The sequence below is a fragment of the Rhodococcus ruber genome, from assembly GCF_027270735.1.
Taxonomy (GTDB): domain Bacteria; phylum Actinomycetota; class Actinomycetes; order Mycobacteriales; family Mycobacteriaceae; genus Rhodococcoides; species Rhodococcoides rubrum_A.
Genome location: NZ_JAPWIJ010000003.1, coordinates 19998 through 44250, shown reverse-complemented (window position 1 = coordinate 44250; position 24253 = coordinate 19998). Strand labels below are relative to the sequence as shown.

At 65.5% G+C, this 24253-nt stretch carries 17 protein-coding genes; 15 read left to right on the top strand and 2 right to left on the bottom strand.

Annotated features, from left to right (window positions below):
- Positions 1 to 44 precede the first annotated feature (44 nt).
- Positions 45 to 1850 (top strand): aspartate--tRNA ligase, encoded by a 1806-nt coding sequence (gene aspS / locus O4220_RS07335; protein ID WP_269603026.1) that lies wholly within the window; start codon positions 45 to 47, stop codon positions 1848 to 1850.
- A 75-nt stretch (positions 1851 to 1925) separates the two neighbouring features.
- Here the strand turns inward: aspS and O4220_RS07330 are convergent, their stop codons facing one another.
- Entirely contained in the window at positions 1926 to 2996 is a 1071-nt protein-coding gene (locus tag O4220_RS07330; RefSeq protein ID WP_269603025.1) for a hypothetical protein, read from the bottom strand.
- 230 nt (positions 2997 to 3226) lie between these two features.
- Here O4220_RS07330 and O4220_RS07325 point away from each other — a divergent pair, with 230 nt between their 5' ends.
- From O4220_RS07325 to aroB, 13 genes are all read left to right on the top strand, one after another.
- Positions 3227 to 6616, top strand: coding sequence for a DUF2126 domain-containing protein (locus O4220_RS07325; RefSeq protein WP_269603553.1), 3390 nt, complete (start codon positions 3227 to 3229; stop codon positions 6614 to 6616).
- Between the two features lie 317 nt (positions 6617 to 6933).
- Positions 6934 to 9465 (top strand): circularly permuted type 2 ATP-grasp protein, encoded by a 2532-nt coding sequence (locus O4220_RS07320; RefSeq protein WP_420030359.1) that lies wholly within the window; start codon positions 6934 to 6936, stop codon positions 9463 to 9465.
- Complete coding sequence (locus O4220_RS07315) at positions 9465 to 10364, top strand: transglutaminase family protein (RefSeq protein ID WP_269603023.1); 900 nt, start codon at positions 9465 to 9467, stop codon at positions 10362 to 10364. The genes O4220_RS07320 and O4220_RS07315 overlap by 1 nt, the downstream gene beginning before the upstream one ends.
- Positions 10365 to 10519: 155 nt before the next feature.
- Positions 10520 to 11689: a kinase gene (locus O4220_RS07310; RefSeq protein ID WP_269603022.1), complete on the top strand. Its 1170-nt coding sequence runs from the start codon at positions 10520 to 10522 to the stop codon at positions 11687 to 11689.
- Positions 11690 to 11762: 73 nt separating this feature from the next.
- On the top strand, positions 11763 to 13145 hold the full coding sequence (locus tag O4220_RS07305; RefSeq protein WP_269603551.1) for a replication-associated recombination protein A: 1383 nt from the start codon (positions 11763 to 11765) through the stop codon (positions 13143 to 13145).
- A gap of 43 nt (positions 13146 to 13188) precedes the next feature.
- Entirely contained in the window at positions 13189 to 15858 is a 2670-nt protein-coding gene (gene alaS / locus O4220_RS07300) for an alanine--tRNA ligase (RefSeq protein ID WP_269603021.1), read from the top strand.
- 5 nt (positions 15859 to 15863) lie between these two features.
- Positions 15864 to 16439: a Holliday junction resolvase RuvX gene (ruvX, locus tag O4220_RS07295; protein WP_269603020.1), complete on the top strand. Its 576-nt coding sequence runs from the start codon at positions 15864 to 15866 to the stop codon at positions 16437 to 16439.
- Complete coding sequence (locus O4220_RS07290; RefSeq protein ID WP_269603019.1) at positions 16436 to 17872, top strand: endolytic transglycosylase MltG; 1437 nt, start codon at positions 16436 to 16438, stop codon at positions 17870 to 17872. Before ruvX ends, O4220_RS07290 begins: the two co-directional genes overlap by 4 nt.
- 1 nt (position 17873) lies before the next feature.
- A complete protein-coding gene (locus tag O4220_RS07285) occupies positions 17874 to 18686 on the top strand; it encodes a shikimate dehydrogenase (protein WP_269603018.1) in 813 nt (270 codons plus the stop codon).
- Between the two features lie 104 nt (positions 18687 to 18790).
- Positions 18791 to 19363 (top strand): prepilin peptidase, encoded by a 573-nt coding sequence (locus O4220_RS07280; protein WP_269603017.1) that lies wholly within the window; start codon positions 18791 to 18793, stop codon positions 19361 to 19363.
- A 12-nt stretch (positions 19364 to 19375) separates the two neighbouring features.
- Positions 19376 to 20563, top strand: a complete 1188-nt coding sequence (gene aroC / locus O4220_RS07275) for a chorismate synthase (protein ID WP_269603016.1) — start codon at positions 19376 to 19378, stop codon at positions 20561 to 20563.
- Complete coding sequence (locus O4220_RS07270) at positions 20560 to 21114, top strand: shikimate kinase (RefSeq protein WP_269603015.1); 555 nt, start codon at positions 20560 to 20562, stop codon at positions 21112 to 21114. Before aroC ends, O4220_RS07270 begins: the two co-directional genes overlap by 4 nt.
- Positions 21115 to 21124: 10 nt before the next feature.
- On the top strand, positions 21125 to 22237 hold the full coding sequence (aroB, locus tag O4220_RS07265; RefSeq protein ID WP_269603014.1) for a 3-dehydroquinate synthase: 1113 nt from the start codon (positions 21125 to 21127) through the stop codon (positions 22235 to 22237).
- An 88-nt stretch (positions 22238 to 22325) separates the two neighbouring features.
- Here aroB and O4220_RS07260 read toward each other — a convergent pair whose 3' ends face one another.
- Positions 22326 to 22994: a B-4DMT family transporter gene (locus tag O4220_RS07260; protein ID WP_269603013.1), complete on the bottom strand. Its 669-nt coding sequence runs from the start codon at positions 22992 to 22994 to the stop codon at positions 22326 to 22328.
- Between the two features lie 107 nt (positions 22995 to 23101).
- Between O4220_RS07260 and O4220_RS07255 the strand changes: the two genes are divergently transcribed.
- A complete protein-coding gene (locus O4220_RS07255) occupies positions 23102 to 24205 on the top strand; it encodes a M24 family metallopeptidase (RefSeq protein WP_269603012.1) in 1104 nt (367 codons plus the stop codon).
- The last annotated feature ends 48 nt before the right edge of the window (positions 24206 to 24253 follow it).

Below are 24253 nucleotides of genomic sequence, written 5' to 3'. Positions count from 1 at the left end.
GTAGCGAAGAACACGATCAGCGGATTTTTCTCGAAAGGACACCCGTGCTGCGCACCCACCTCGCCGGCTCATTACGCCCCGAGCACGTCGACCGAACCGTGACGCTGACGGGATGGGTGGCCCGTCGACGCGATCACGGCGGCGTCATCTTCATCGACCTTCGTGACGCCTCCGGTGTGTCCCAGGTCGTCTTCCGCGAGGGAGCAGCACTCGAGCAGGCACACCGACTGCGTGCCGAGTACGTGGTGAAGGTGACCGGCAAGGTCGAGGGTCGCCCCGAGGGCAACGCAAACTACGAGATCCCCACCGGTGCCATCGAGGTCGAGGCCTCCGAGATCGAGGTCTTGTCCGAGGCCGCACCGCTGCCGTTCCAACTCGACGATCAGCCCGGCGAGGAGGCGCGGCTCAAGTACCGGTACCTCGACCTGCGACGTGAGGGCCCCGGCCACGCCATTCGGCTGCGTTCGCACGTCAATGCCGCCGCCCGATCGGTTCTTGCACACCACGAGTTCGTGGAGGTCGAGACCCCGACGCTGACGCGTTCCACTCCCGAAGGCGCACGCGACTTCCTCGTTCCCGCACGTCTGCAGCCGGGCAGTTTCTACGCTCTGCCACAGAGCCCGCAGCTGTTCAAGCAGCTGCTGATGGTCGGTGGTATCGAGCGGTACTACCAGATCGCCCGGTGCTACCGAGACGAAGATTTCCGTGCCGATCGTCAACCCGAGTTCACTCAGCTCGACGTCGAGATGAGCTTCGTCACCCAGGACGACGTCATCCTGCTGGCCGAGGAGATTCTGGCGTCGCTGTGGAAGCTCGTCGGGCACTACTTCACCGCGCCGATTCCGCGGATCACCTACGCCGAGGCGATGCGGCGCTACGGTTCCGACAAGCCGGACCTGCGATTCGACATCGAGTTGGTCGAATGCACGGACTTCTTCTCCGAGACCACCTTCCGAGTGTTCCAGGCTCCCTACGTCGGCGCGGTCGTCATGCCCGGTGGCGCGTCTCAGCCCCGCAAGCAACTGGACCGCTGGCAGGAATTCGCCAAGCAGCGTGGGCACAAAGGCCTTGCCTACGTGCTGGTCGGTGAGGACGGCACCCTCGGCGGTCCGGTCGCGAAGAACCTGACCGACGCGGAACGGGACGGCCTCGCCGCGCATGTCGGTGCGAACAACGGCGACGCGATCTTCTTCTCCGCAGGACCCGTCAAGGCTTCGCGGGGACTGCTCGGTGCCGTCCGCGGCGAGATCGCCCGCAAGCTCGACCTGATCGACCCGAAGGCCTGGGCATTCGTCTGGGTCGTCGATGCCCCGCTGTTCGAGCCGACGTCCGACGCCACCGCCAGCGGCGACGTAGCCGTCGGATCCGGCGCGTGGACGGCTGTGCACCACGCGTTCACATCGCCGAAGCCGGAGTCGATGGACACATTCGACACCGATCCCGGGTCTGCTCTGGCCTACGCCTACGACATCGTCTGCAACGGCAACGAGATCGGCGGCGGCAGTATTCGTATCCACCGCAAGGATATTCAGGAACGAGTGTTTGCGATCATGGGTATCGGCAAGGAGGAGGCGCAGGAAAAGTTCGGCTTCCTTCTCGACGCCTTCAGCTACGGCGCTCCTCCCCATGGCGGAATCGCCTTCGGTTGGGACCGGATCACCGCGCTGCTCGCCGGTGTCGATTCGATCCGTGAAGTGATTGCATTCCCGAAATCGGGCGGCGGCATTGACCCGCTGACCGACGCGCCCGCGCCGATCACCCCGCAGCAACGCAAGGAATCGGGCGTCGACTTCAAGCCGGAGAAGAAGGAAGCGTCTCCAGCTTCGGCCGAGACCGTGGTCGACGCGTAACAGTCGACCTTCGAACACGAGTGTCCCCGTAACGCCGAGCGTTACGGGGACACTCGTGTATGTCGCGATGTGACGTCAGCGTGCGGGGGACAACGGCCCACCGGTCAGCACGCGGTAGGCGTAGTTCAGTGCAATCACCGAAACGGGGACGGTCACCAGCAGCCCTAGTCCGCACGGTATGGCGCCGACGATATTGATCGCAGCCAGAGCGAGGATCAGCAGGATGACGGGGCCGAAGTTCTTGACCACCAGATCGACGCTCGTCTTGATGGCGTCGAACGCGGCCAGGTTCCGGTCCAGCGCGAACGTCAGAGTGAAGGCTGTCAGCACGCCGAACACGATCTGCAGAAGCGTTCCCAGGAAAGGGATGAATCCGAGCACCACGGTGACCACGGTCCAGATCACGGCCAGGACGGCGAGCTGAGGCACATTGGTCAGTTGGAAGAACCGGCCGAACGTCGGCTTCTGCGGGCCGACGGTCTCGTCCAGCGCTCCGCGTACGAAAGCCGCGTTGACGAAGTACCCCACGAAGGTGGCGACGGCGGTCAGGAGTATCGACAGTATGGAGAACGTACCGACGTCCAGGGTCTCACCTCGATTGCCGGCGTCCATCGCAGCAGCGAATGTCGACGCGAACGTAATCACGAAGGCGACCACGCCCACCGCCAGCACGATGGCGGTCAGTCCGAGCCACGGACCCACATTGGCCTTGAACTTGTCGAAGCCGTAGCTCAGCGCCGCACCGACGTCGAGGCGTCCGGGATTGGGGGCCATCGGTGCTTGCCCGTAGCCCTGGTTTCCGTAGTTTCCGTAGTTTCCGGGAGGCGGTGGGTAGGCACCGGGCGGCGGTGGGTAACCACCGGGCGCGCCGCCGGGGGGTGGGTAACCACCGGGCGCGCCGCCGGGGGGTGGGTAGGCACCGGGAGGCGGGGGGTAACCGCCGGGTGCGCCTCCCTGGGGTGGGTAGTTTCCGGGCGGTGGGGGATATCCACCGGGTGCGCCGCCCTGGGGTGGGTAGTTCCCGGGCGGCGGGTAGCCGCCGGGTGGGGGATAGCCGCTGCCCGGCGTGTGCGGTTTGTTCAGGTCCGGCTGGTCCGGATTGGGGTCGCCACCGTATTGCGGTCCATTGGGCGGGTTTTCACTCACGTTTTACCCTTCAGTGTCTTGCGAAGTACGTCGACGATTCGTCCGTATTTTCGAAGCTGAGCGAACCGTAGACAGTTCTGTGTGTCAAGGCGTCGACAGTGGGACGGTGCGGGGGTCCGAAATGTTCCGGCCCGCGTGCACCGATCGCGAATTCTTGCCGAGCGCACCCGGCGCGGCCCTACTAGGGTTGTGTGTTCCACCCATACCGGGACTATCACGAGGGGCTCGCCGTGGGCATCAAGGTTGCACTCGAACACCGCACCAGCTACCAGTTCGACCGCACTGTCAAGATCTTTCCGCATGAAATCCGGTTGCGCCCCGCGCCACATTCGCGCACACCGATCGAGGCGTATTCGCTGAAAATCGAACCAGCAGAACACTTCGTCAACTGGCAGCAGGACGTTTTCGGCAACTTTCTTGCTCGGGTGGTGTTTCCCGAGCGCACCGACCATCTGTCGATCACGGTCGGACTCGTCGCAGACATGGCGTCGATCAACCCGCTGGACTTCTTCGTCGAAGAATGGGCGGAGCACTTCGGATTCGCGTACGAAGAGCACGACCTTCCTGATCTGGAGCCGTACCTGCGTCCGGTGGACGAGGGCAAGGCCGGCTCGGGTCCCGGTCCGGTGGTCTCGGCCTGGGTGGAGAAACTGCAGGCAGCCGTCGTCGAACGTGGAGAGTCGTTGCGCACCATCGACTTTCTCGTCATGGCCAACCAGGCCGTCATGGGTGACGTCGGGTACTCCGTGCGGATGGAACCCGGGGTGCAGACGCCCGATCTGACGCTGACGTCCGCTGTGGGGTCGTGCCGTGACTCGGCATGGTTACTGGTGTCGGTACTGCGCCAGATGGGTCTTGCCGCGCGTTTCGTCTCCGGCTACCTCGTTCAGTTGTCCTCGGACGTCAAGTCGTTGGACGGTCCGTCCGGTCCTGTCGAGGACTTCACCGATCTGCACGCGTGGACCGAGGTGTATCTGCCCGGGGCGGGCTGGGTCGGGATGGATCCGACGTCGGGTCTGTTCGCGGGCGAAGGGCACATCCCACTGTCGGCGACGCCGCACCCGTCCACGGCCGCTGCGATCTCCGGTGCGACGAGCAAGTGCAAGGCCGAACTCGATTTCTCGAACACCGTCGTCCGCGTGCACGAGGATCCACGAACGACGTTGCCGTACACGGCCGATCAGTGGGAATCGATCAAGGTCACGGCGGAGAAGATCGACAAGCGGATGCACGATCAGGACATCCGGTTGACGGTCGGCGGTGAGCCGACGTTCGTCGCCATCGAGAATCAGGAAGCCCCGGAGTGGAACACCACAGCCGACGGCCCACACAAGCGAAAGCTGGCCAGTGTCCTGGCCGAACGCCTTCGGACAATCTACGCACCGGACGGACTGGTTCAGCGCAGTCAGGGCAAGTGGTACCCCGGCGAGCCGCTGCCACGGTGGCAGGTGGGATTGTTCTGGCGCACCGACGGCCAAGCCCTGTGGCACGATTCCGATCTGATCGCAGATCCATGGTTGGCCGAGGACCTTCGCCCGGAGCCGGTGCACAACTCTGCATCGCAGGAATTGATCGACGAGTTGGTCAAGGCGCTCGGACTGCCTGCCTCACAAGCACGTCCCGCATACGAGGACCCGCTGGTGAAACTGTTGGACCTGGTTCGTCAGCCCTACGGTGACCCGCCCGCCGACGACGAGGATCTCGAACCTGGAGCCGATTCAGCGGACGCCAGAAAACAACTGCTCGAGCGGCTCGATACCAGCACGGACGAGCCTGCGGCGTTCGTGTTGCCGATATCTCGCACCGAGGACGGCTCCGGCTGGGAGAGCTCGGACTGGAAGTTGCGCCGAGGCCGAATCGTGCTGCTGGAGGGCGACTCTCCCGCCGGTCTACGGTTGCCGCTCCGCGCGATCTCCTGGGACGGTGGTCCGGTCGAGAACCCGTCCGATCCCACCGCGCCGACCCCCGATCTACCCATTCGACAACTGACGCAGCAACCGCCTCGTGCGGTGAATCCGGCCGAGTCGCGGTACGCGCAGTTGGTGAACGAGACGTCCGGGGTAGGCGGCACGGCCGTGACCGCGTTGGTCGCCGAGGTCCGCGACGGCGTTCTGCACGTGTTCATGCCGCCGATGGATCGTTTGGACGATTTCGTCGACCTCGTCTCGCGCGTCGAGCACGCGGCCTCGACCATCGACACGCCGGTCGTCATCGAGGGTTACGGTCCGCCGTCGGATCCGCGCATTCAAACCTTGACCGTTACACCGGATCCCGGTGTGATCGAGGTCAACGTTCAACCGACGTCCTCATGGGCCGAACAGAACGAGCTCATGGAACGCCTCTACCTCGAGGCACGTAAATCCCGGTTGAGTACCGAAGGATTCGACAACGACGGCACTACTCGCGGAACCGGGGGTGGCAACCACATCACCCTGGGCGGGGTCACACCCGTGGACTCGCCGGTGCTCCGTCGACCGGACTTACTGGTGTCGCTGCTGACGCATTGGCAGCGTCACCCGTCGTTGTCGTACCTGTTCTCGGGACGATTCATCGGAACCACGTCGCAGGCACCTCGTGCCGACGAGGGTCGCGAGGAATCGCTCTACGAACTCGAGGTTGCGTTCAGCGAGATCAGGCGACTGACCGACGGAGATCGATCCGCGTCGCCCTGGGTGGTGGATCGGGCGCTGCGTCACCTGCTCACCGACATCACCGGGAACACGCACCGGGCCGAGTTCTGCATAGACAAGCTCTACAGCCCTGACTCCACTCGGGGCCGACTGGGATTGCTCGAGCTGCGCGGGTTCGAGATGCCGCCCCATCATCAGATGGCAATGGTGCAGTCACTGCTCGTGCGCTCGATGGTCTCGCGGTTCTGGGACACCCCGCTCCAGGCACCTCTCATTCGGCACGGTGCGAACCTGCACGGGCGGTACATGCTGCCGCACTTCGTCATCAACGACATCGGCCGCGTGGTCGAGGACCTCCGTGAGCACGGAATCGAGTTCGACACCAGCTGGCTCGATCCGTTCACCGAATTCCGTTTCCCGCGGATCGGAACCACCGTGGTCGGCGACGCCGAGATCGAACTACGCGGTGCGATCGAGCCGTGGAACACCCTCGGCGAAGAATCGACGTCCTCGGGGACCGCGCGGTACGTGGACTCCTCGGTGGAGCGAATCCAGGTTCAGGTCGCCGGAGCCGATGCGGGTCGATACCTGTTGACGTGCAACGGGGTGCCGGTGCCGCTGCTGCGCACCGATCGCCAAGACGTTCAGGTCGCTGGGGTGCGGTATCGCGCATGGCAGCCGCCGAGCGCTCTGCACCCGACGATCGAGGTACAGAGTCCGCTGCGTTTCGATCTCGTGGAGATGCAGACCGGACGCGCGGTGGGCGGTTGCTCGTACCACGTCGTTCACCCGGGCGGGAGGTCGTACGACGGTCCACCCGTCAACTCCGTCGAGGCCGAAGCACGCCGTAACGGCCGCTTCGAGGAGGGTGGGTTCACCTCGGGGAAGGTGGACGTAGCAAGATTGCTCGAGATGCACGCTCGGCAGGCGATCGATGTGAGTGCTCCCGGCATGTTGGACCTGCGCCGAACAGGAGTTCACACGCCCTGACGCGTACCTGCACAACAGAACGAGTCGACCGGTAGCGATCTCGGTCCGACGCACTTCGGGTGAATTCGGTCACGAACTCACCCGGCGTTGGAGGGTGATCGACCGACGGAAGGAACAGCGGCTCGATGGTGCCCGTAGATACTGCCCTGAGTGGAGCCGGCCGGAACGAACCTGTGACGGGTGGAGCCGGCCGGAACGAACCTGTCACGGGTGATGCCGGCCGGAGCGAGGAAGTTTCCATTACAGCCGGGTCGCCCTGGCTTGCTTATCGGGGTCGACGTGAGGCCGTGGTCGGTCGAGCAGATCGTTTCGACGAGATGCTCGATGCCGACGACAACGTCCGTCCGCATTGGGCGGGGTTGATCGACGGGATGCGCGAGGCCGGTTCGGGGGCCATGCAGACCCTGCAGTCACGGGTCAGCCGACTCGTCGACGACCACGGCATCACGTACAACCCCATTCCGACCGGCGGTTCCGAGGCTGTGCCCAGTGCCGTGCGGTGGGGCTTGGACAGCGTTCCGTTGGTGATCGCGGCCGACGAGTGGGACCGTCTGGAAGCCGGCTTGGTTCAGCGCTCGATGTTGCTCGACGCGGTGCTCACCGACATCTACGGTGCCCAGGAGACCGTTCGGCGGGGGCTGATCCCGCCGGAGCTGATCTTCGGCAACCCCGGCTATCTGCGGACGGCGCATGCGATCACCATCCCGGGTCCGCATCAATTGTTCATGCATGCCGCCGATGTCGCCCGCGGCTCGGACGGTCGATTCCAGGTCGTGGCCGACCGAACTCAGGCACCGTCCGGCGTGGGGTATGCGCTCGCGGATCGGCGCGTGATGTCGCGAGCAATGCCCGAGCTGTTCCAGGAGAGCAACCCGAGGCCGCTGTCGACGTTCGCGCGTGCGGTGCGGTTGGCACTGCGCGACGCTGCGCCCGCATCCGCCGAGGATCCGGTGGTGGTTGTACTGAGCCCCGGTTCGCATTCCGAGACTGCGTTCGATCAGGCGTATCTCGCAACGGTTCTCGGCTTCCCGCTGGTAGAGAACGCCGATCTCGTCGTTCGGGACGGCTGCCTGTGGATGCGGTCTCTCGGCAAGCTCCGCAAGGTCGATGTGGTGCTTCGTCGAGTGGACGCCGAGTTCGCCGATCCATTGGACTTGCGCCCGGATTCGCATCTGGGTGTGGTGGGCCTGGTCGAGGTGCTGCGGCGGGGTGCTGTCAGTGTGGTCAACACCCTCGGCAGCGGGGTATTGGAGAATCCGGCTCTGGCTCCGCTGCTACCTGCGCTGAGCAGGGCACTACTGGACGAGGATTCGATACTCGGTTCGGTTGCCACCTATTGGGGCGGTGACCCGAATCAGCTCTCGCACATCGGCACTCGACTGCGTTCGCTGGTGCTGCGGTCGACCACGTCGCGTCGCACTGTGGTGGGACACGATCTCACTGATGCCGGAGCTCGCGACTTGTGGGATCGGATCGTTGCCGAGCCCTGGAAGTGGACCGGTCAGGAAGTACCGGAATTCTCGTTGGCTCCGGTCGGTTCGTCGATCGGCGGGGGAGCGGGAGAGCACTTGGCGGTGGCTCCCGCGCAAGTGGGGATGAGGCTGTTCACGGTCGCGCAGCGCGGTGGGTACACCCCGATGCGCGGTGGGCTGGGGCAGGTGGTGATCACGGCTCCGGTCACCGATCCGCTCATCACGGTGGCCTCGAAGGATGTCTGGGTGAAGTCGCTGGAACGGGTCACGCCGGCCGATTCTGCGCCGCACACCCCGCCCGCGACGGTGGAGGAGTTGCCGCAGTACGCCGCGTCCAACGTCGATGTGGTCAGCTCACCACGTGTGCTGGGCGATCTGTTCTGGTTCGGTCGCTACACCGAGCGTGCCGAGGACATGACTCGCCTGCTGATCGCGGCGCGCGAGCGCAATCAGGACTACCGTTCGATGCCGTGGTTGGAGGGCAGCGAGAGTCTGCCGATCCTCCTCGAGGCGGTCACCAAGGTCTCGCGGACCGGACCGGGTTTCCTCGACGAGAAGACCCGTGCCGACGCGATCGTCGAAATGCGTTCGTTGATGCTGTCGGCGGCACGCCTCGGATCGCTGGCGCAATCGGTGGATCGAATGCAGCAGGCGGCGCGCGCGGTACGCGATCAGCTCTCGAACGACACCTGGGCGGTGCTCAACCGCATCGACACCGCGCTCGAAGAATTGGCGGAATCCTCGGTCAACAACGGTGCCCAACTGGCCGCGTCGCAGTCGAGCGTGCTGCGGGGTCTGCTCGCGGTGTCCGGATTGGCGTCGGAGTCGATGGTTCGAGATGCCGGCTGGTACCTGATGGACGCGGGCAAACGGATCGAACGTGGTCTGCAACTGACAGCGCTGCTGTCGGCAACACTGAGCCACGCCCTCACTCCGTCCACGGAACAGGCCGTCATCGATTCGGTGTTGTCGGCGGCCGAGTCCTCGGTGATCTATCGCCGACGCAACAGCGGCCGAGCACGTCCGGCAGCGGTTGCGCAGCTGCTGCTGTTCGACGAGGGAAATCCGCGAGCGTTGGTGTATCAGCTCGATCGTCTGCGCGACGACCTCGGATCGCTGCCCGACGCCTCGGGTACGTCACGGCCCGAGCAACTGGTCGAGCAGATGCGGGTGCGGTTGCGGCGTGTGGACCCGGGCGATCTGGAATCGGTCGACGTCAACGGTCGCCGGGTCGACCTGATCGAGTTGGTGGACGGCATCCACGATTCCCTCGAGGAGCTGTCCCGCGTGGTCCTCGCGACGCACATGTCGTTGCCGGGAGGCACGCAGCCGCTGTGGGGTAGCTCGAACATTCGAACTGCGAACGGGGTGCGGTGATGAGCCGTCGGTACCGAATCAAGCACATCACGACCTATACCTACTCCGATCGCGTCTCCTCGTCGTACGGACGAGGATTTCTCGCGCCGCGAGACATGGATGGGCAACACTGCACGGAGAAGTCCGTCACCGTGGAACCTGCGCCCACCGATCAGTCCTTCGGCGTCGACGTCTACGGCAACGAGGACGTGTACTTCCACGTGACGCACGATCACGAGAAGCTGGTGGTGACCGCGGACTCGCTGGTGGAGGTGTATCCGCGGCCGGTGGACGAGACCACATCGTGGCCGGCAACCGCGCCGTGGGAGTCCGCTCGGATGGCGCTGTTCGACCCGACCGTAACCGCGGATTCGGCCCGTGCGTCCGCGGTGGAGTTCGCTCTGGATCTTCCCACTCCGGAAATCACCGACGAGGTGCGTGCGTATGCCGCGCCCAGTTTCCGGCCCGGTCGGCCGCTGGCGGACGTCATCGTCGATCTGACGCATCGCATTTTCACGGACTTTCGGTATCTGTCCGGTTCGACGACGGTGTCGACCACTGTGGTCGATGTGCTCTCCGCACGTTCGGGTGTGTGCCAGGATTTCGCTCGACTGGCCATTGCCTGCCTACGGTCGCACGGTCTGGCCGCGCGGTACGTGTCGGGATATCTCGCGACCGAACCTCCGCCCGGTAAGGAACGCATGATCGGCGTCGATGCGACCCACGCCTGGGCTGCGGTGTGGATGCCCAACGATCGGTGGCTCGCTTTCGATCCCACCAACGACCAGCTGGTCGACGAGCGGTACGCGACGGTGGCGTGGGGGCGCGACTACGCCGATGTGCCACCCCTGCGCGGGGTCATCTACACCGAGGCGGAGGAGAGCACCATCTCCGTGTCCGTCGACGTTGCACCGCAGTAGCGAACCCTGCATAATTCGATGGTTCGGGGGTAACCGACCGTCTGGTCGAATCTGGGGATGTGACGTGCGAAAAGCCGCAAAACGGACAATCGTGTCCCATTCGTAGTCGTCGACACAGCACAGAAAATCGCAGCGAACGGGTAGCTTGGAAACCGATGACCGCAACACTGGCAGACCCTGTATCAGAGGTAGTAGCAGCAGCGCAGCGCCTCCTCGCCAAGCGCACCGGAGCTCCGGTGACGCTGATCGACCCCGTGAATCTCGGTGGTAGCGGCCAGGCGATCGTATTGCGAGTCAAGGTCTCCGAGAACCCCTTTCAGCTGCCCCGGACCTTGGTGCTCAAGCAAGTGCGCGACGTGACCGGTGAGTCGGAACTGCATACCGAATTGGCCGACATCGCAGGGTCGAGTGCATTCCTGCGGGAGGCGGCCTCGTACCAGTTCGCCAATGCGCTGGCCACCGACAGCAGGCCCGGGCCGGAACTGCACGCCTACGATCTCGACGCGCGGTTGCTCGTGCTCAGCGACCTCGGTGACGCCAGCCCGATCACGACCCTGTTGAGAAACTCGGACGAGGCGGCAGTGACCAACTCGCTGATGGCCATGGCTCAGGCGCTCGGTCGAATGCACGCCGCGACCGTCGGCCGCGAGGACGATTTCGCAGCTCTCCTCCGTCGCGTCGGGCAACCCGACACCACGGACGGAATCTCCGCGCAGATTCCCGATGCACTGGCCGAGGTTCCCGAATTGTTGGCCGGCTTACCAGGAGTGGGTCCAACCCCGGCTGCGTTGCTCGATCGCGTATCTCGTAGTGGACGACTGTTCGCGCACGGCACCTTCCGCGCTTTCAGCCCATCCGATCTGTGTCCCGACAACATCATCGTCAACGACGAAGGTGTCCGTTTTCTCGACTACGAGTGGGGCGGATTCCGCGACGCCACCCTCGACATCACCTATGCCCTGGCCTCGTTCCCGGGGTGTCTGTGCAGCTTCGAGCTCACGCACGAACGTGAGCAGGCGATGATCGATGCATGGCGTGCGGAGGTCGTCGGGATCTGGCCTGCGCTGGCCGACGACACCGCCCTGGCGAGCAAGATCCTCGACGCGCGGCTGATCTGGGTCTGGCTGACCACGTATTGGTTCCTCCCGGACGACCACACGCGCATCGCCGCGGCGCGGGCACATCACCTCTCGGTTCCACGATCGCAGGCGCTCGTTTCCCGATGGTCCGTGCTGGCCGACAGCGCCGAACGTGCCGGTGAGACCGGCATCGCCGAGTACGCAGCATCGGTCGTGACCGCGTTGCGGGCCAAGTGGGAGCGGTAGCCACGACGTCGTTCGCATTCTCGGCAGCGCGATCGGTAGCGTTCGACCGGTGAGTGGCGGCTTCGGAAGTGACATGTCGGGCAGTGATGTTTCGAGCAGCGACGACCCCGGTGATGGCCTCTTCGATACCCCAGCACCCCCGGAGGAGACGATCGCCGAGTCGCGCCCGACCTCGACCTACGTCCGGCCCGACGCGCCGCTGGCCGTGAGAATGCGTCCGACGACCCTCGACGAGGTGGTCGGACAATCTCATCTGTTGGCTCCCGGTGCGCCGTTGCGTCGGCTCGTCGAGGGATCCGGTGCATCGTCGGTGATGCTCTACGGTCCCCCGGGAACCGGGAAAACGACGCTGGCCTCGTTGATCTCCGGAGCCACCGGACGCAAGTTCGAGGCATTGTCCGCACTGTCGGCAGGCGTGAAGGAAGTGCGTAGCGTCATCGAACTCGCACGACGCCGGTTGCTGTCGGGCGAACAAACGGTTCTGTTCATCGACGAGGTGCACCGCTTCTCCAAGACGCAGCAGGACGCGTTGCTCGCAGCCGTCGAGAACCGAATCGTCCTGCTGGTGGCGGCCACCACCGAGAACCCGTCGTTCTCGGTGGTGTCGCCTCTACTGTCGCGGTCGCTCGTGTTGCAGTTGCAGCCGCTGGGAACCGAGGACATCGAGTTGCTGTTGACCCGCGCCGCCAACGACCCGCGCGGACTGGACGGTGCGGTGACGATCGCCGAGGACGCGATGGATCACCTGGTGCGTCTCGCGGCCGGTGACGCCCGCCGAGCGTTGACGGCTCTCGAGGCGGCAGCGGGTGCCGCAACCGACGGAACGCTGGACCTCGCGACGGTCGAGGCCAGTGTCGACAAGGCCGCCGTGCGCTACGACCGCGACGGCGACCAGCACTACGACGTCATCAGTGCGTTCATCAAGTCGATCAGAGGGTCCGACGTCGACGCCGCGCTGCACTATCTGGCGCGCATGATCACTGCGGGTGAGGACGCTCGGTTCATCGCCCGCCGGTTGGTGGTGCATGCCAGCGAGGACATCGGGATGGCCGATCCGACTGCACTGCAGACGGCGACGGCCGCGGCGAACGCCGTACAGATGATCGGCATGCCCGAGGCGAGGTTGGCGCTTGCGCAGGCCACGATCCACCTGGCCACCGCGCCGAAGTCGGGTGCGGTGATCGCGGCTCTCGGTGCGGCCATGGCCGATGTAGCGGCCGGAAAGTCGGGCTCTGTACCGCCGCATCTGCGCGACGGGCACTACAAGGGAGCTCAGGGGTTGGGGAATGCCGTCGGGTATCGATATCCGCACAGCAGTCCGGGTGGCGTGCTGGGGCAGCAGTATCCGCCGGATGAATTGGTGGGCGTGAACTATTACGAGCCCACCGAACACGGTGCCGAGCGCGAAATCGCGACCAGGGTGGGGAAACTGCGGCGCATCATCAGAGGCCGATAGGCCCTCGAGTCGGCACGGGGTCCGACGACGCTAACCTGTATCAGTGCAGACCCATGAGATCCGCAGGCGTTTCCTCGACCATTTCGTGAAGGCGGGGCACACCGAAGTGCCCAGTGCGTCGTTGATTCTCGACGACCCGAACTTGCTGTTCGTCAATGCGGGCATGGTTCCCTTCGTGCCGTTCTTCCTCGGTCAGCAGACGCCGCCGTACAAGACGGCGACGAGCGTCCAGAAGTGCGTGCGCACCCTCGACATCGAGAACGTCGGCATCACCACCCGGCACAACACGTTCTTTCAGATGGCCGGCAACTTCTCGTTCGGCGACTACTTCAAGCGCGACGCGATTCGGCACGCCTGGTCGTTGTTGACCGACAGCGTGGAGGACGGCGGATACGGGTTCGACCCCGAGCGCATCTGGGCCACTGCATATCTCGACGACGACGAGGCGATCGAACTCTGGAAGGAAATCGCCGGGCTGCCCGACGAGCGGATTCAACGCCGCGGAATGGCCGACAACTATTGGTCCATGGGCATTCCGGGACCCTGTGGCCCGTGCTCCGAGATCTACTACGACCGCGGACCCGAGTTCGGTGCCGAGGGCGGTCCGGAGGCCGACGAGGATCGGTACATCGAGATCTGGAACCTCGTGTTCATGCAGAACGAGCGCGGCAAGGGGATCAGCAAGGACGACTTCGAGATCCTCGGTCCGCTGCCGAAGCAGAACATCGACACGGGCATGGGTGTCGAGCGCGTCGCGTTTCTGCTGCAGGGTGTGGACAACGTGTACGAGACCGACCTCGTTCGGCCGGTGATCGCGAAGGCCGAGGAACTATCGGGACGTGCATACGGTGCGAATCACGACGACGACGTGCGCTTCCGCGTCATCGCCGATCACACCCGCACCGCGGCACTGCTCATCTCCGACGGCGTCAACCCGGGCAACGACGGGCGCGGCTACGTGCTGCGTCGGTTGCTACGCCGCATCGTGCGTTCTGCGCGTCTGCTGGGTGCGCCCGACGAGACGATGGCGCAGTTCGTCACCGTCGTGCGCGACACGATGGCGGAGTCCTACCCGAACCTGGTCACCGACTTCGACCGCATTCTGACCGTCGCAGTGGGGGAGGAGACGGCATTCCTCAAGACCCTCACCTCGGGTTCGCGACTGTTCGAGGGCGCGGCGGAGGCCGTCAAGGCGTCGGGTGCAAAAAAGATCGGCGGTGCCGAAGCATTCGCGCTGCACGACACCTACGGGTTCCCGATCGATCTGACGCTCGAAATGGCCGCCGAGGCGGGTCTTTCGGTCGACGAGGACGGTTTCCGGACGTTGATGGCCGAGCAGCGCAACCGAGCCAAGGACGACGCCCGTGCACGCAAGCATGCACACGCCGACCTCACGGTCTATCGGGACTTCGTCGACGGTTCGCCGACCGAGTTCACCGGATTCGACGAACTCGGTTCCGAGGCAACGGTATTGGCCTTGATCTCGAACGGTGTTCGTGTTCCGACCGCGGTTGCGGGAGACAGTATCGAGATCATCCTCGACCGAAGCCCGCTCTACGCCGAGTCCGGTGGACAGATCGCCGACATCGGCACCATCACCGCACCCGGCCTCGGCGTCAAGGTCAACGACGTGCAGAAGATCGCCAAGAAGGTCTGGACGCACAAGTCGGTGGTCGAGTCGGGTCAGATCACCGAGGGCGACACCGTCCACGTCGACGTCGACCACGCCTGGCGCAAGGGCGCTACCCAGGGCCACTCGGGGACCCACATGGTGCACGCTGCTCTGCGACAGGTCCTCGGGCCGAACGCAACTCAGGCCGGTTCGCTCAACAAACCCGGCTACCTGCGGTTCGACTTCTCCTGGCAGGGCGCGCTCTCGGAGGCACAGCGCGACGACATCGAGAACGTTGCCAACGACGCGGTCGGCTCCGACTTCGAGGTCAACACCCTGGTCACCGACCTGGACAGCGCCAAGAAGATGGGCGCGATGGCTCTGTTCGGTGAGAACTACGGAGACGAAGTACGAGTGGTCGAGATCGGTGGGCCGTTCTCGATGGAACTGTGCGGTGGCACCCATGTGCAGCACTCGTCGCAGATCGGCCCGGTCACCATCCTGGGTGAATCGTCGGTCGGATCCGGCGTGCGCCGCGTCGAGGCATTCGTCGGCCTCGATTCGTACCGCTATCTCGCCAAGGAACGCGCTTTGCTCGCCGGGATCGCGTCGTCGCTCAAGGTGCCCTCCGAGGAAGTCCCGGCTCGTATCGAGACCCTCGTCGAGCGTCTGCGTGTCGCCGAGAAGGAGCTCGACGCGGTGAAGGCCGCGGCGGTGCTGGCCTCGGCCGGTGAATTCGTCGAGAAGGCACAGCGGTTCGGCGATGTTCGCGCGGTGGTCGCGCAGGCACCCGACGGTGTCGGCGGCAACGATCTGCGCACCCTGGTGACCGATATTCGTGGACGCCTCGGCGCGGATCCGGCTGTCGTGGTGCTGTTCGGCACGGTCGGCGGCAAGGTTCCGTTCGTGGTGTCGACCAACAAGGCTGCCCAGGATGCGGGCGTCGCCGCCGCTGACCTGGTGGCTGCCTTCGGTCCGAGCATCGGTGGCCGGGGTGGTGGTAAGCCCGAACTGGCCCAGGGGTCGGGGTCGGACGTCGCCGGAATCGCCGCCGGTATGGACGCTGCCCGGGCTCGCCTGTCCGAACTCACGACTCGCTGACGAGTATGGCCAACCTGGGGCGTGGCCCCGATCGGCCCGGCGTCGACGATCCGGGACGGGGACGGCGAATCGGTATCGACGTCGGCAGCGTTCGTATCGGAATCGCGTCGAGCGATCCCGACGGTGTGCTCGCGACGCCGGTCGAGACGGTGCCGCGCTCGAAGATCAAGGGCCCCGACGCCCCGGACGTGGTACGAGTCGCGGAGATCGTGGCCGAGTACGAGGCCGTCGAGATCGTGATCGGCCTGCCCCGCACACTGCGCGGTGAGCGCGGCAGTGCCGTCGACGCCGCCGAGAAATTCGGCCGTTCCCTGCACAGACGGTTGGGCGACGTGCCGATTCGAATGGCCGACGAGCGACTGACTACCGTGAGTGCGTCGCGTGCACTACGGGACAGCGGTGTGCGGGCCAAGAATCAACGATCGGTGATCGATCAGGCTGCGGCGGTGGCGATATTGCAGGGCTGGCTCGACGAGCGTCGGGCCGTGTCCACTCGCGGTGCTGCCGATCGCGCGGTCTCGGATGACGCGGTCTCGGGTCACGCAGGGACGAATTCAGGATCGACGGAGGTCGACGAGTGAACAACCATGGGTCCTTCGATCGGGACCGGCGAGATGCGCGCTCCGACGAGGCGCACACCGATCCGATCGGGTATCGCGTGGACGAGGGTAGCGACTTCGATCGCCGTATGAACGGCCGTCCGCGGCCGCCGCAACGGCACGAACCGCACCCCACGCCTGCACCTGGTGCAGATCGGGAACGCGACCGTACCCCGCGTCCGGATTCCGAGCGCGGCGCGGAGCCGCGGGAAGTGGGCCGCAGCCGTGCTGCGAGCCGCAGGGATCGCGCCGCGTCCACCCGCAAGCGTCGTGGCCGCATCGTGGCCTTGGTGCTCGGATTGGTGCTCATCGTCGCAGTGGCAGGCGGAGGGTATTTCGCAGTGAGCAAATTCGGCAATCGCACGACCCCCAACGCAGATTTCGCGGCCGGGTCGTCCGGTGACGGCGTCGTGATTCAGGTTCACCCCAACGACACCGCCCAACAAATCGGTACCGAGGCAGCGGACAAGGGTGTCGTCGCCAGTTCGGGGGCATTCCTGGAAGCGGCGATCGCGAACAACGCCATCACCTCGGTCCAGCCGGGCTTCTATCTGCTCACCAGTAATGTGCCGGCCTCGCGAGCGGTGAGCGAACTCGTGGACCCCGCCTCCCGGGTGGGAAACATGGTCATCTCGGAGGGACGTCAGCTGCACGACGCGCGCGACGTGAACACCGGTGCCGTCAAGAAGGGCATCTACACGCTGATCTCCGAGGCGAGCTGCGTGGATCGAACGGGGAGCGGCACTCCCGTATGCGTGAGCTACGACGACCTCAATGCGGCCGGAGCCGTGGACGACCCAGCGGCCCTGGGCGTTCCCGCCTGGGCTACCGATCGCGTCGAGGGAGTTCCGGACCGCGATCGTCAGCTCGAAGGCCTGATCGCAGCGGGAACCTGGGATTTCGATCCCAGCGCCGCACCTGCCGACATCCTGAAGCAGCTGGTTTCCGAGAGTTCCACTCGCTACGAGGACACCGGAATTCTCACCGCGGGTACCAATTCCGGGCTCACCCCCTACGACACTCTGGTTGCTGCATCTCTCGTCGAGCGGGAGTCCCTGCCACAGGATTTCAGCAAGGTAGCTCGGGTGATTCTGAACCGGCTCGCGGTTCCGCAGAAACTCGAGTTCGACTCGACGGTCAACTACTCGCTCGACACGACCGAGGTGGCCACCACCGACGCCGACCGGGCCCGCGTGACCCCGTGGAACACCTATGCCAGCGAAGGGTTGCCGGCAACCCCGATCTCTTCGCCCAGCATCGGTGCGGTGCAAGCCGTCGAGGCACCCGCCGACGGTGACTGGTTGTACTTCGTGACCATCAATCAGGCAGGCGAAACACTGTTCACTCGAAGCTACGAGGAACACCTCGCGAACATCGCAAAGGTAGAACCAGGCTTCCTCGACAGCGGGCGCTGACGTGCGGGCCGCAGTACTGGGAAGCCCCGTCGAACACTCGAAGTCGCCGATACTGCATCGCGCTGCGTACCGCGCACTCGGTCTCGACGGCTGGACCTACGACCGAATCGAGTGCACCGGTGAGCAATTGCCGGGCATGCTCGACGGTTTCGGTCCCGAATGGGTCGGTGTCTCCGTCACGATGCCAGGCAAGGTCTCTGCCTTGAACTACGCCGGCGAACGCACCGAACGGGCCGTGTTGGCCGGCTCGGCGAACACACTGGTGCGCACGGCATCGGGCTGGCGTGCCGACTGCACCGATGTGGACGGTATAGCCGGTGCCCTTCGCGGTGCGGGGGTCGTCGACCTGTCGGGCAAAGCCGTGACGGTGGTCGGAGCCGGGGGAACGTCGCGGCCGGCGATCGTCGCATTGGCCGGCTTGGGGGCTGCCGCCGTCACCGTCGTCGCGCGCTCGGCCGACCGGGCGTCGGAAACACTGCAGTGCGCCGTCTCCGCAGGACTGCGCGCGGAGTTCGCAGACATGGCCGATCCGCGCCTCACTGCGATCGCCAGTGCATCTGCCGTACTGGTCAGCACCGTGCCCGCGGCCGGAGCCGAACACATCGCTACTGCACTCGCTCACGCGCCGTTGGTGCTCGACGCCATCTACGATCCCTGGCCGACGCCGCTGGCAGCTGCGGTGGAACTGGCCGGTGGAACCGTGGTCGGCGGCCTGGCGATGCTGCTCGAGCAGGCGTATGGGCAAGTCGAGCAGTTCACCGGCGAGCCGGCACCCAGGGCGGCCATGCGTGCCGCATTGGCCACTGCCCAGTGAGCACGACGTCCCCGTAGTCCACAGGCAGTGGGTTGTCCACAGGGCAATCTGCGAGCAGGTGTTTTCTCGTGAATAGGCATCGGAGGGATGCGACCCTTCGGGCCATGTTCAGTCTGTGCGCAGCGTGCGTGGTCGGTGCCGTTGTCGGGGTAACGATGCGCTTCGGCTTGGTCCGCTGGGATCCTCGCTACCTGCCGCTGTTGTCCGCGGTGGGTACCGGCTGGGTCTGGTGGCGGTTCGGCGGGACCACCCATGTGGGTCCACTGTGGTTGCTGACATGGTGGTTTGCGGCGCTCAGTGCCGTCGACCTACGGCGTCGCCGGTTGCCGAACGAACTGACGATCCCGGGTGCGATCGTGGTGACGACGCTGCTCGTGTCGGCGGGTTCGGCGCGAGCATTGCTCGGCGGAGCCCTGTTGTTCGCGATCTACCTCGTCGTACACCTTCTCGCGCCGTCGGCGTTCGGTGCCGGGGACGTGAAGCTGGCGTGGTCGGTGGGCTCGATCGCAGCGCTCGGCGGTGGGGAAGGATGGGTGATCGCGGCGCTGTCGGCACCACTGGCAACTGCCGTGGTCGGATCGATCGTCACAGCCTTCGGGCACAGGCGGGCACGTATCGCGCACGGCCCGTCCATGTGCGCGGCGACCCTGCTGGCATCCGCAGCTTGCCTGACGTGAAAAGATGCTCGAGTGCTGCGCTGGATAACTGCCGGAGAATCCCACGGACCCGCTCTCGTCGCCATTCTCGAAGGAATGGTCGCGGGAGTCGAGGTGACCTCGGACGATATTGCCTCCCAACTCGCCCGACGTCGTCTCGGTTACGGCCGCGGGGCCCGAATGAAGTTCGAGGCGGACAAAGTCACGCTCACCGGTGGTGTACGGCACGGCCGCACCATGGGCGGGCCCGTGGCGATCGAGGTCGGCAACACCGAATGGCCCAAGTGGGAGCAGGTGATGTCGGCCGATCCGGTCGACGAAGCCGTGCTCGCCGATCTCGCGCGCAACTCCCCGCTGACCCGCCCACGTCCAGGACACGCAGATTTCTCCGGAATGCTCAAGTACGGCTTCGACGATGCGCGCCCGGTTCTCGAACGCGCGAGCGCACGCGAGACCGCCGCCCGCGTAGCCATCGGCACGGTCGCGCGCCTTTTCCTGAAGCAGGCGTTCGGCGTCGACGTCGTGTCCCACGTGATCTCCATCGGAGCATCCGATCCGTATGTCGGCCCGCCGCCTTCAGGTGACGACCTCGACGCGATCGACGCCTCCCCGGTGCGCGCATTCGACAAGGCTGCCGAGGAGTCGATGATCGCCGAGATCGAAGCGGCGAAGAAGGACGGCGACACCCTCGGCGGCGTCGTCGAGGTCGTCGTGCACGGCCTCCCCGTCGGTCTCGGGTCGTTCGTCTCCGGGGAGCGCAAGCTCGACGCCAGGCTGGCTGCTGCGCTGATGGGAATCCAGGCCATCAAGGGTGTCGAGATCGGTGACGGCTTCGAGACGGCCCGCCGCCGCGGCAGCGTCGCCCACGACGAGATCAAGCCCGGCCCGGACGGGGTGCTCCGCTCGACCAACCGCGCAGGCGGCATCGAGGGCGGGATGACCAACGGCGAGCCACTGCGAGTGCGGGCTGCGATGAAACCCATCTCCACCGTGCCGCGCGCGCTGGCGACCGTCGACATGACCACCGGAGACGAAGCAGTCGCCATTCATCAGCGCTCGGACGTCTGCGCCGTTCCGGCCGCCGGTGTCGTCGCCGAGACCATGGTTGCCTTGGTGGTCGCTCAAGCAGCGTTGGAGAAGTTCGGTGGGGATTCGCTGGCGGAGACGACGAGCAACGTCGACCACTACGTGAAGGGCACCGCCGCCCGACCTCCACGATGAGCCCGTACGCGGTCCTCGTTGGACCGCCGGGAGCAGGCAAGTCGACCATCGGTAGAAGGCTTGCGCAGGCGTTGAGTCTGGAGCTGTTCGATACCGACGTGGCCATCGAACGAGAGACCGGTCGCACGATCGCCGACATCTTCTCCCACGACGGCGAGCCGGCATTTCGGCAGATCGAGGAGCGGATTGTGGCGGGCGCGCTGGCCTCGCACGACGGCATCGTCTCTCTCGGAGGTGGTGCAGTGCTGTCCGCTTCCACGCGCGCCCTGCTGTCGAAGCACAGGGTTGTCTACCTGGAAATCAGTGTGGCAGAAGGACTTCGGCGGACGGGGGCAAACACGGTGAGGCCGCTCCTTGCCGGTCCCGATCCCCGCGCGAAGTATCAGGAACTGATGCGTCATCGGCGGCCCCTCTACCGTTCGGTGGCCACGGTGCGGGTGCGAACCGACAGTCGCAGCCCCGCCCGAGTGGTGGGCCAGCTGGTCTCGAAACTGACTGCGATCGCACCCGTGCCCGCGCGCGACGTGAACGACGAAACCCCCAGTAGATGAAGGTGATTCGATGACAGAGCCAGTGCGAGTCCAGGTCGAGACTGCCAGCCCGTACCCGGTGATCATCGGCCGAGGTCTGTTGACGGACCTCGTCGACGAGCTCGCCGGAACCGCCACCGTGGCGATTTTTCACCAGCCACCGCTGGCCGAAACGGCCGAGGCCGTGCGTGCGGCATTGGCGGAGAAGGGAATCGACGCACACCGCATCGAGATCCCGGATGCCGAGGACGGTAAGGACCTCGCTGTGGCGGGATTCTGCTGGGAGGTGTTGGGCCGTATCGGTCTCACCCGCAGCGATGCCATCGTCAGCCTGGGCGGCGGAGCCGCGACGGACCTGGCCGGGTTCGTGGCAGCAACGTGGATGCGTGGGGTTCGTATCGTGCACGTACCGACGACGCTGCTCGCCATGGTCGACGCGGCCGTCGGCGGCAAGACGGGCATCAACACCGACGCCGGCAAGAACCTCGTCGGGTCCTTTCACGAACCGGCTGCCGTGCTGATCGACCTCGCCACGCTCGAGACCGTGCCCAAGAACGAGATCGTCTCGGGCATGGCCGAGGTGATCAAGACCGGTTTCATCGCCGATCCGAGGATTCTGGACATCATCGAGGCCGATCCGGCGGCGGCGCTCGATCCGACCGGTGATGTTCTACCGGAGTTGATCAAGCGATCGGTCGAGGTCAAGGCGAAGGTCGTGGCGGCGGATCTGCGCGAGTCGAACCTGCGCGAGATCCTGAATTACGGTCACACGCTTGCCCACGCCATCGAGCGGCGCGAGCAGTACCGGTGGCGCCACGGTGCCGCAGTGTCGGTCGGCCTGGTGTTCGCGGCCGAGCTCGGCCGGCTTGCCGGTCGTCTGGACGACACCACAGCCGACAGGCATCGATCGATTCTCGAATCGGTCGGCTTGCCGGTCACCTACGACGAGCACGCGTTCGGGGACCTGCTGAAGGGCATGCAGACGGACAAGAAGAACCGCGCCGGACTGTTGCGGTTCGTAGTCCTGGACGGTCTGGCCAAGCCGGGACGGCTGGAGGGTCCAGATCCGGCTCTACTCGTCGCCGCGTTCTCCGCGGTCGGTCGCGAGGCCCCGGCAACCGGTGGTTCGGCCATCATGTTGTGACACTCGGCCCCGGGCTTCGGACGAGATGAGAACGGGCGGTGAGCGACGCGTCATGCGTCACTCACCGCCCGTGTGTCTGTCGCGGAAGTCAGGAACCGTCGGCGGTGCCGTGCCGGTTGCTTCGCTTGTCCAACCGGGGCTTCCCGTCGGCGTCCACCGCCGAGAACACCTCGGTGTCGGCTTCGCCGTGCTCGGCGGCCCACTGAGGTTCGGACTGCGTTGATTCTGCCTGCGATCGAGTGCCGCGACTCGCCGCGGCGCGCTCCGCGCTGCCTGCATTGACCAGCTCGCGGTCGTGGGCACGGTCGGCGTCGGAGGTGGCCAGCTTCTTCTTCGCGTCGCGGTTCACGATCAGCCGACCCACGAACACCGCAATGCTGGCAACGACGAAGGTGGTGAGGATGGTGAAGGCCGCACCGGAGGTGAGCTCGAAGAGCAGACCGTTCTGCCCGAGGCTGAAGTCGACGAAGAAGTCGATGATCCAACTGAGCAGTCCAGCGAGCAATCCTGCGACGACCGCGGCCTTGAGCCACACCATCGTCAGGTCCTGGCCGTCGTCGGGATCAGGATTATTGCGTCGATCGCGGACGCCGTCGATTCCTGCCCAGACGACGATCACGAGGATCACGAGGGCATACGCCACCCATCGCAGCGCCGAGCCGCTCAGCGGCCACATCGATACTGCCGCCCCCAGCAGCAATCGAACGACGGCGTTGATCAATCCCATACCTATGCCACGCACTGCCCACCCAGTCATGCGGCACAGCATATCCGCACGTCGCCGTTCGTGTGGCAGGGCCCACAAAGTCGGAGCCCGATGTGTCCGGGCCGAGGCACGTCGGGGCGAGCAGTAATGTCGAGCGCATGCCTGCTGATTTCGGTGCCCGTCGTGGTGCCCTGCGAGAACTGTTGGCCACCGACGGCCTCGACTCGATAATGATCACCGACTTGCTGAACGTGCGTTATCTGACCGGTTTCACCGGCTCGAATGCGGCCCTGCTGGTCTCGGCGGCGGATTCGGTCGACGGTGAGAACGAGACCGTGATCTGCACCGACGGTCGGTATGTCACCCAGGTCGCCGAGCAGGTGCCGGATCTGCGTGCCGAGATCGACCGCGCGTCGGCGATACACCTTCTTCGATCGGGAGTGTCGGGTCGTGGCGGCCGCATCGGATTCGAGAGTCACGTGGTGACGGTCGATGCCCATCGCAGCTGGGCCGAGTTGGGCGGGGGCGTCGAGTTGGTGCGCGCACCTGGTGTCGTCGAGTCGTTGCGCATGGTCAAGGACGAGTTCGAGGTGGGATTGCTCCGTGACGCGTGCCGCGCCGCCGACGACGCGCTCGCTCAATTGCTGAGCAGAGGCAGCATTCGCGCCGGGAGAACCGAGCGTGAGGTGGCCCGCGAACTGGAATCTGCGATGCTCGACCACGGTGCCGATGCGATCTCGTTCGAGACCATCGTGGCTGCAGGCGTCAATTCGGCCGTGCCGCATCACCGACCGACGGATGCGGTGTTGGCCGCGGGTGACTTCGTGAAGCTGGACTTCGGTGCGCTCGTGGGCGGGTACCACTCCGACATGACCCGGACCTTCGTGATCGGTAGTCCGGCGCAGTGGCAGCGCGACCTGTACGAGTTGGTGCAGCGGTCCCAGACGGCCGGTCGCGAGGCGCTGGCGCCAGGGGTGAACACCGCCTCGGTCGACGCGGCGTCGCGCTCGGTCATCGAGGACGCAGGGTATGGCGAATACTTCTTGCACGGGCTCGGTCACGGCGTTGGCTTGGAAATCCACGAAGCGCCGGGAATCGCGAAGACGAGCACCGGTACACTGCTGAGCGGTGCAGCGGTCACCGTCGAGCCGGGTGTCTACTTCTCCGGTCGCGGCGGCGTTCGGATCGAGGACACACTCGTCGTTCGCGACGGGGGTCCGGAACTGCTCACCCTGACAAGCAAGGAACTCACGTCCGTCTAGCGCGCGGGCAGGAGCGAATCCAAGCCCGTGACCGACGGCGCGTCACGC

Excerpts from the sequence above, each read along its gene's own strand:
- O4220_RS07320 (WP_420030359.1), top strand. The coding sequence starts at position 6,934 with ATGCTCGATGCCGACGACAACGTCCGTCCGCATTGGGCGGGGTTGATC.
- O4220_RS07315 (WP_269603023.1), top strand. The coding sequence starts at position 9,465 with ATGAGCCGTCGGTACCGAATCAAGCACATCACGACCTATACCTACTCC.
- O4220_RS07310 (WP_269603022.1), top strand. The coding sequence starts at position 10,520 with ATGACCGCAACACTGGCAGACCCTGTATCAGAGGTAGTAGCAGCAGCG.
- O4220_RS07305 (WP_269603551.1), top strand. The coding sequence starts at position 11,763 with ATGTCGGGCAGTGATGTTTCGAGCAGCGACGACCCCGGTGATGGCCTC.
- ruvX (WP_269603020.1), top strand. The coding sequence starts at position 15,864 with ATGGCCAACCTGGGGCGTGGCCCCGATCGGCCCGGCGTCGACGATCCG.
- O4220_RS07280 (WP_269603017.1), top strand. The coding sequence starts at position 18,791 with ATGTTCAGTCTGTGCGCAGCGTGCGTGGTCGGTGCCGTTGTCGGGGTA.
- O4220_RS07270 (WP_269603015.1), top strand. The coding sequence starts at position 20,560 with ATGAGCCCGTACGCGGTCCTCGTTGGACCGCCGGGAGCAGGCAAGTCG.
- aroB (WP_269603014.1), top strand. The coding sequence starts at position 21,125 with ATGACAGAGCCAGTGCGAGTCCAGGTCGAGACTGCCAGCCCGTACCCG.
- O4220_RS07260 (WP_269603013.1), bottom strand. The coding sequence starts at position 22,994 with ATGACTGGGTGGGCAGTGCGTGGCATAGGTATGGGATTGATCAACGCC.
- O4220_RS07255 (WP_269603012.1), top strand. The coding sequence starts at position 23,102 with ATGCCTGCTGATTTCGGTGCCCGTCGTGGTGCCCTGCGAGAACTGTTG.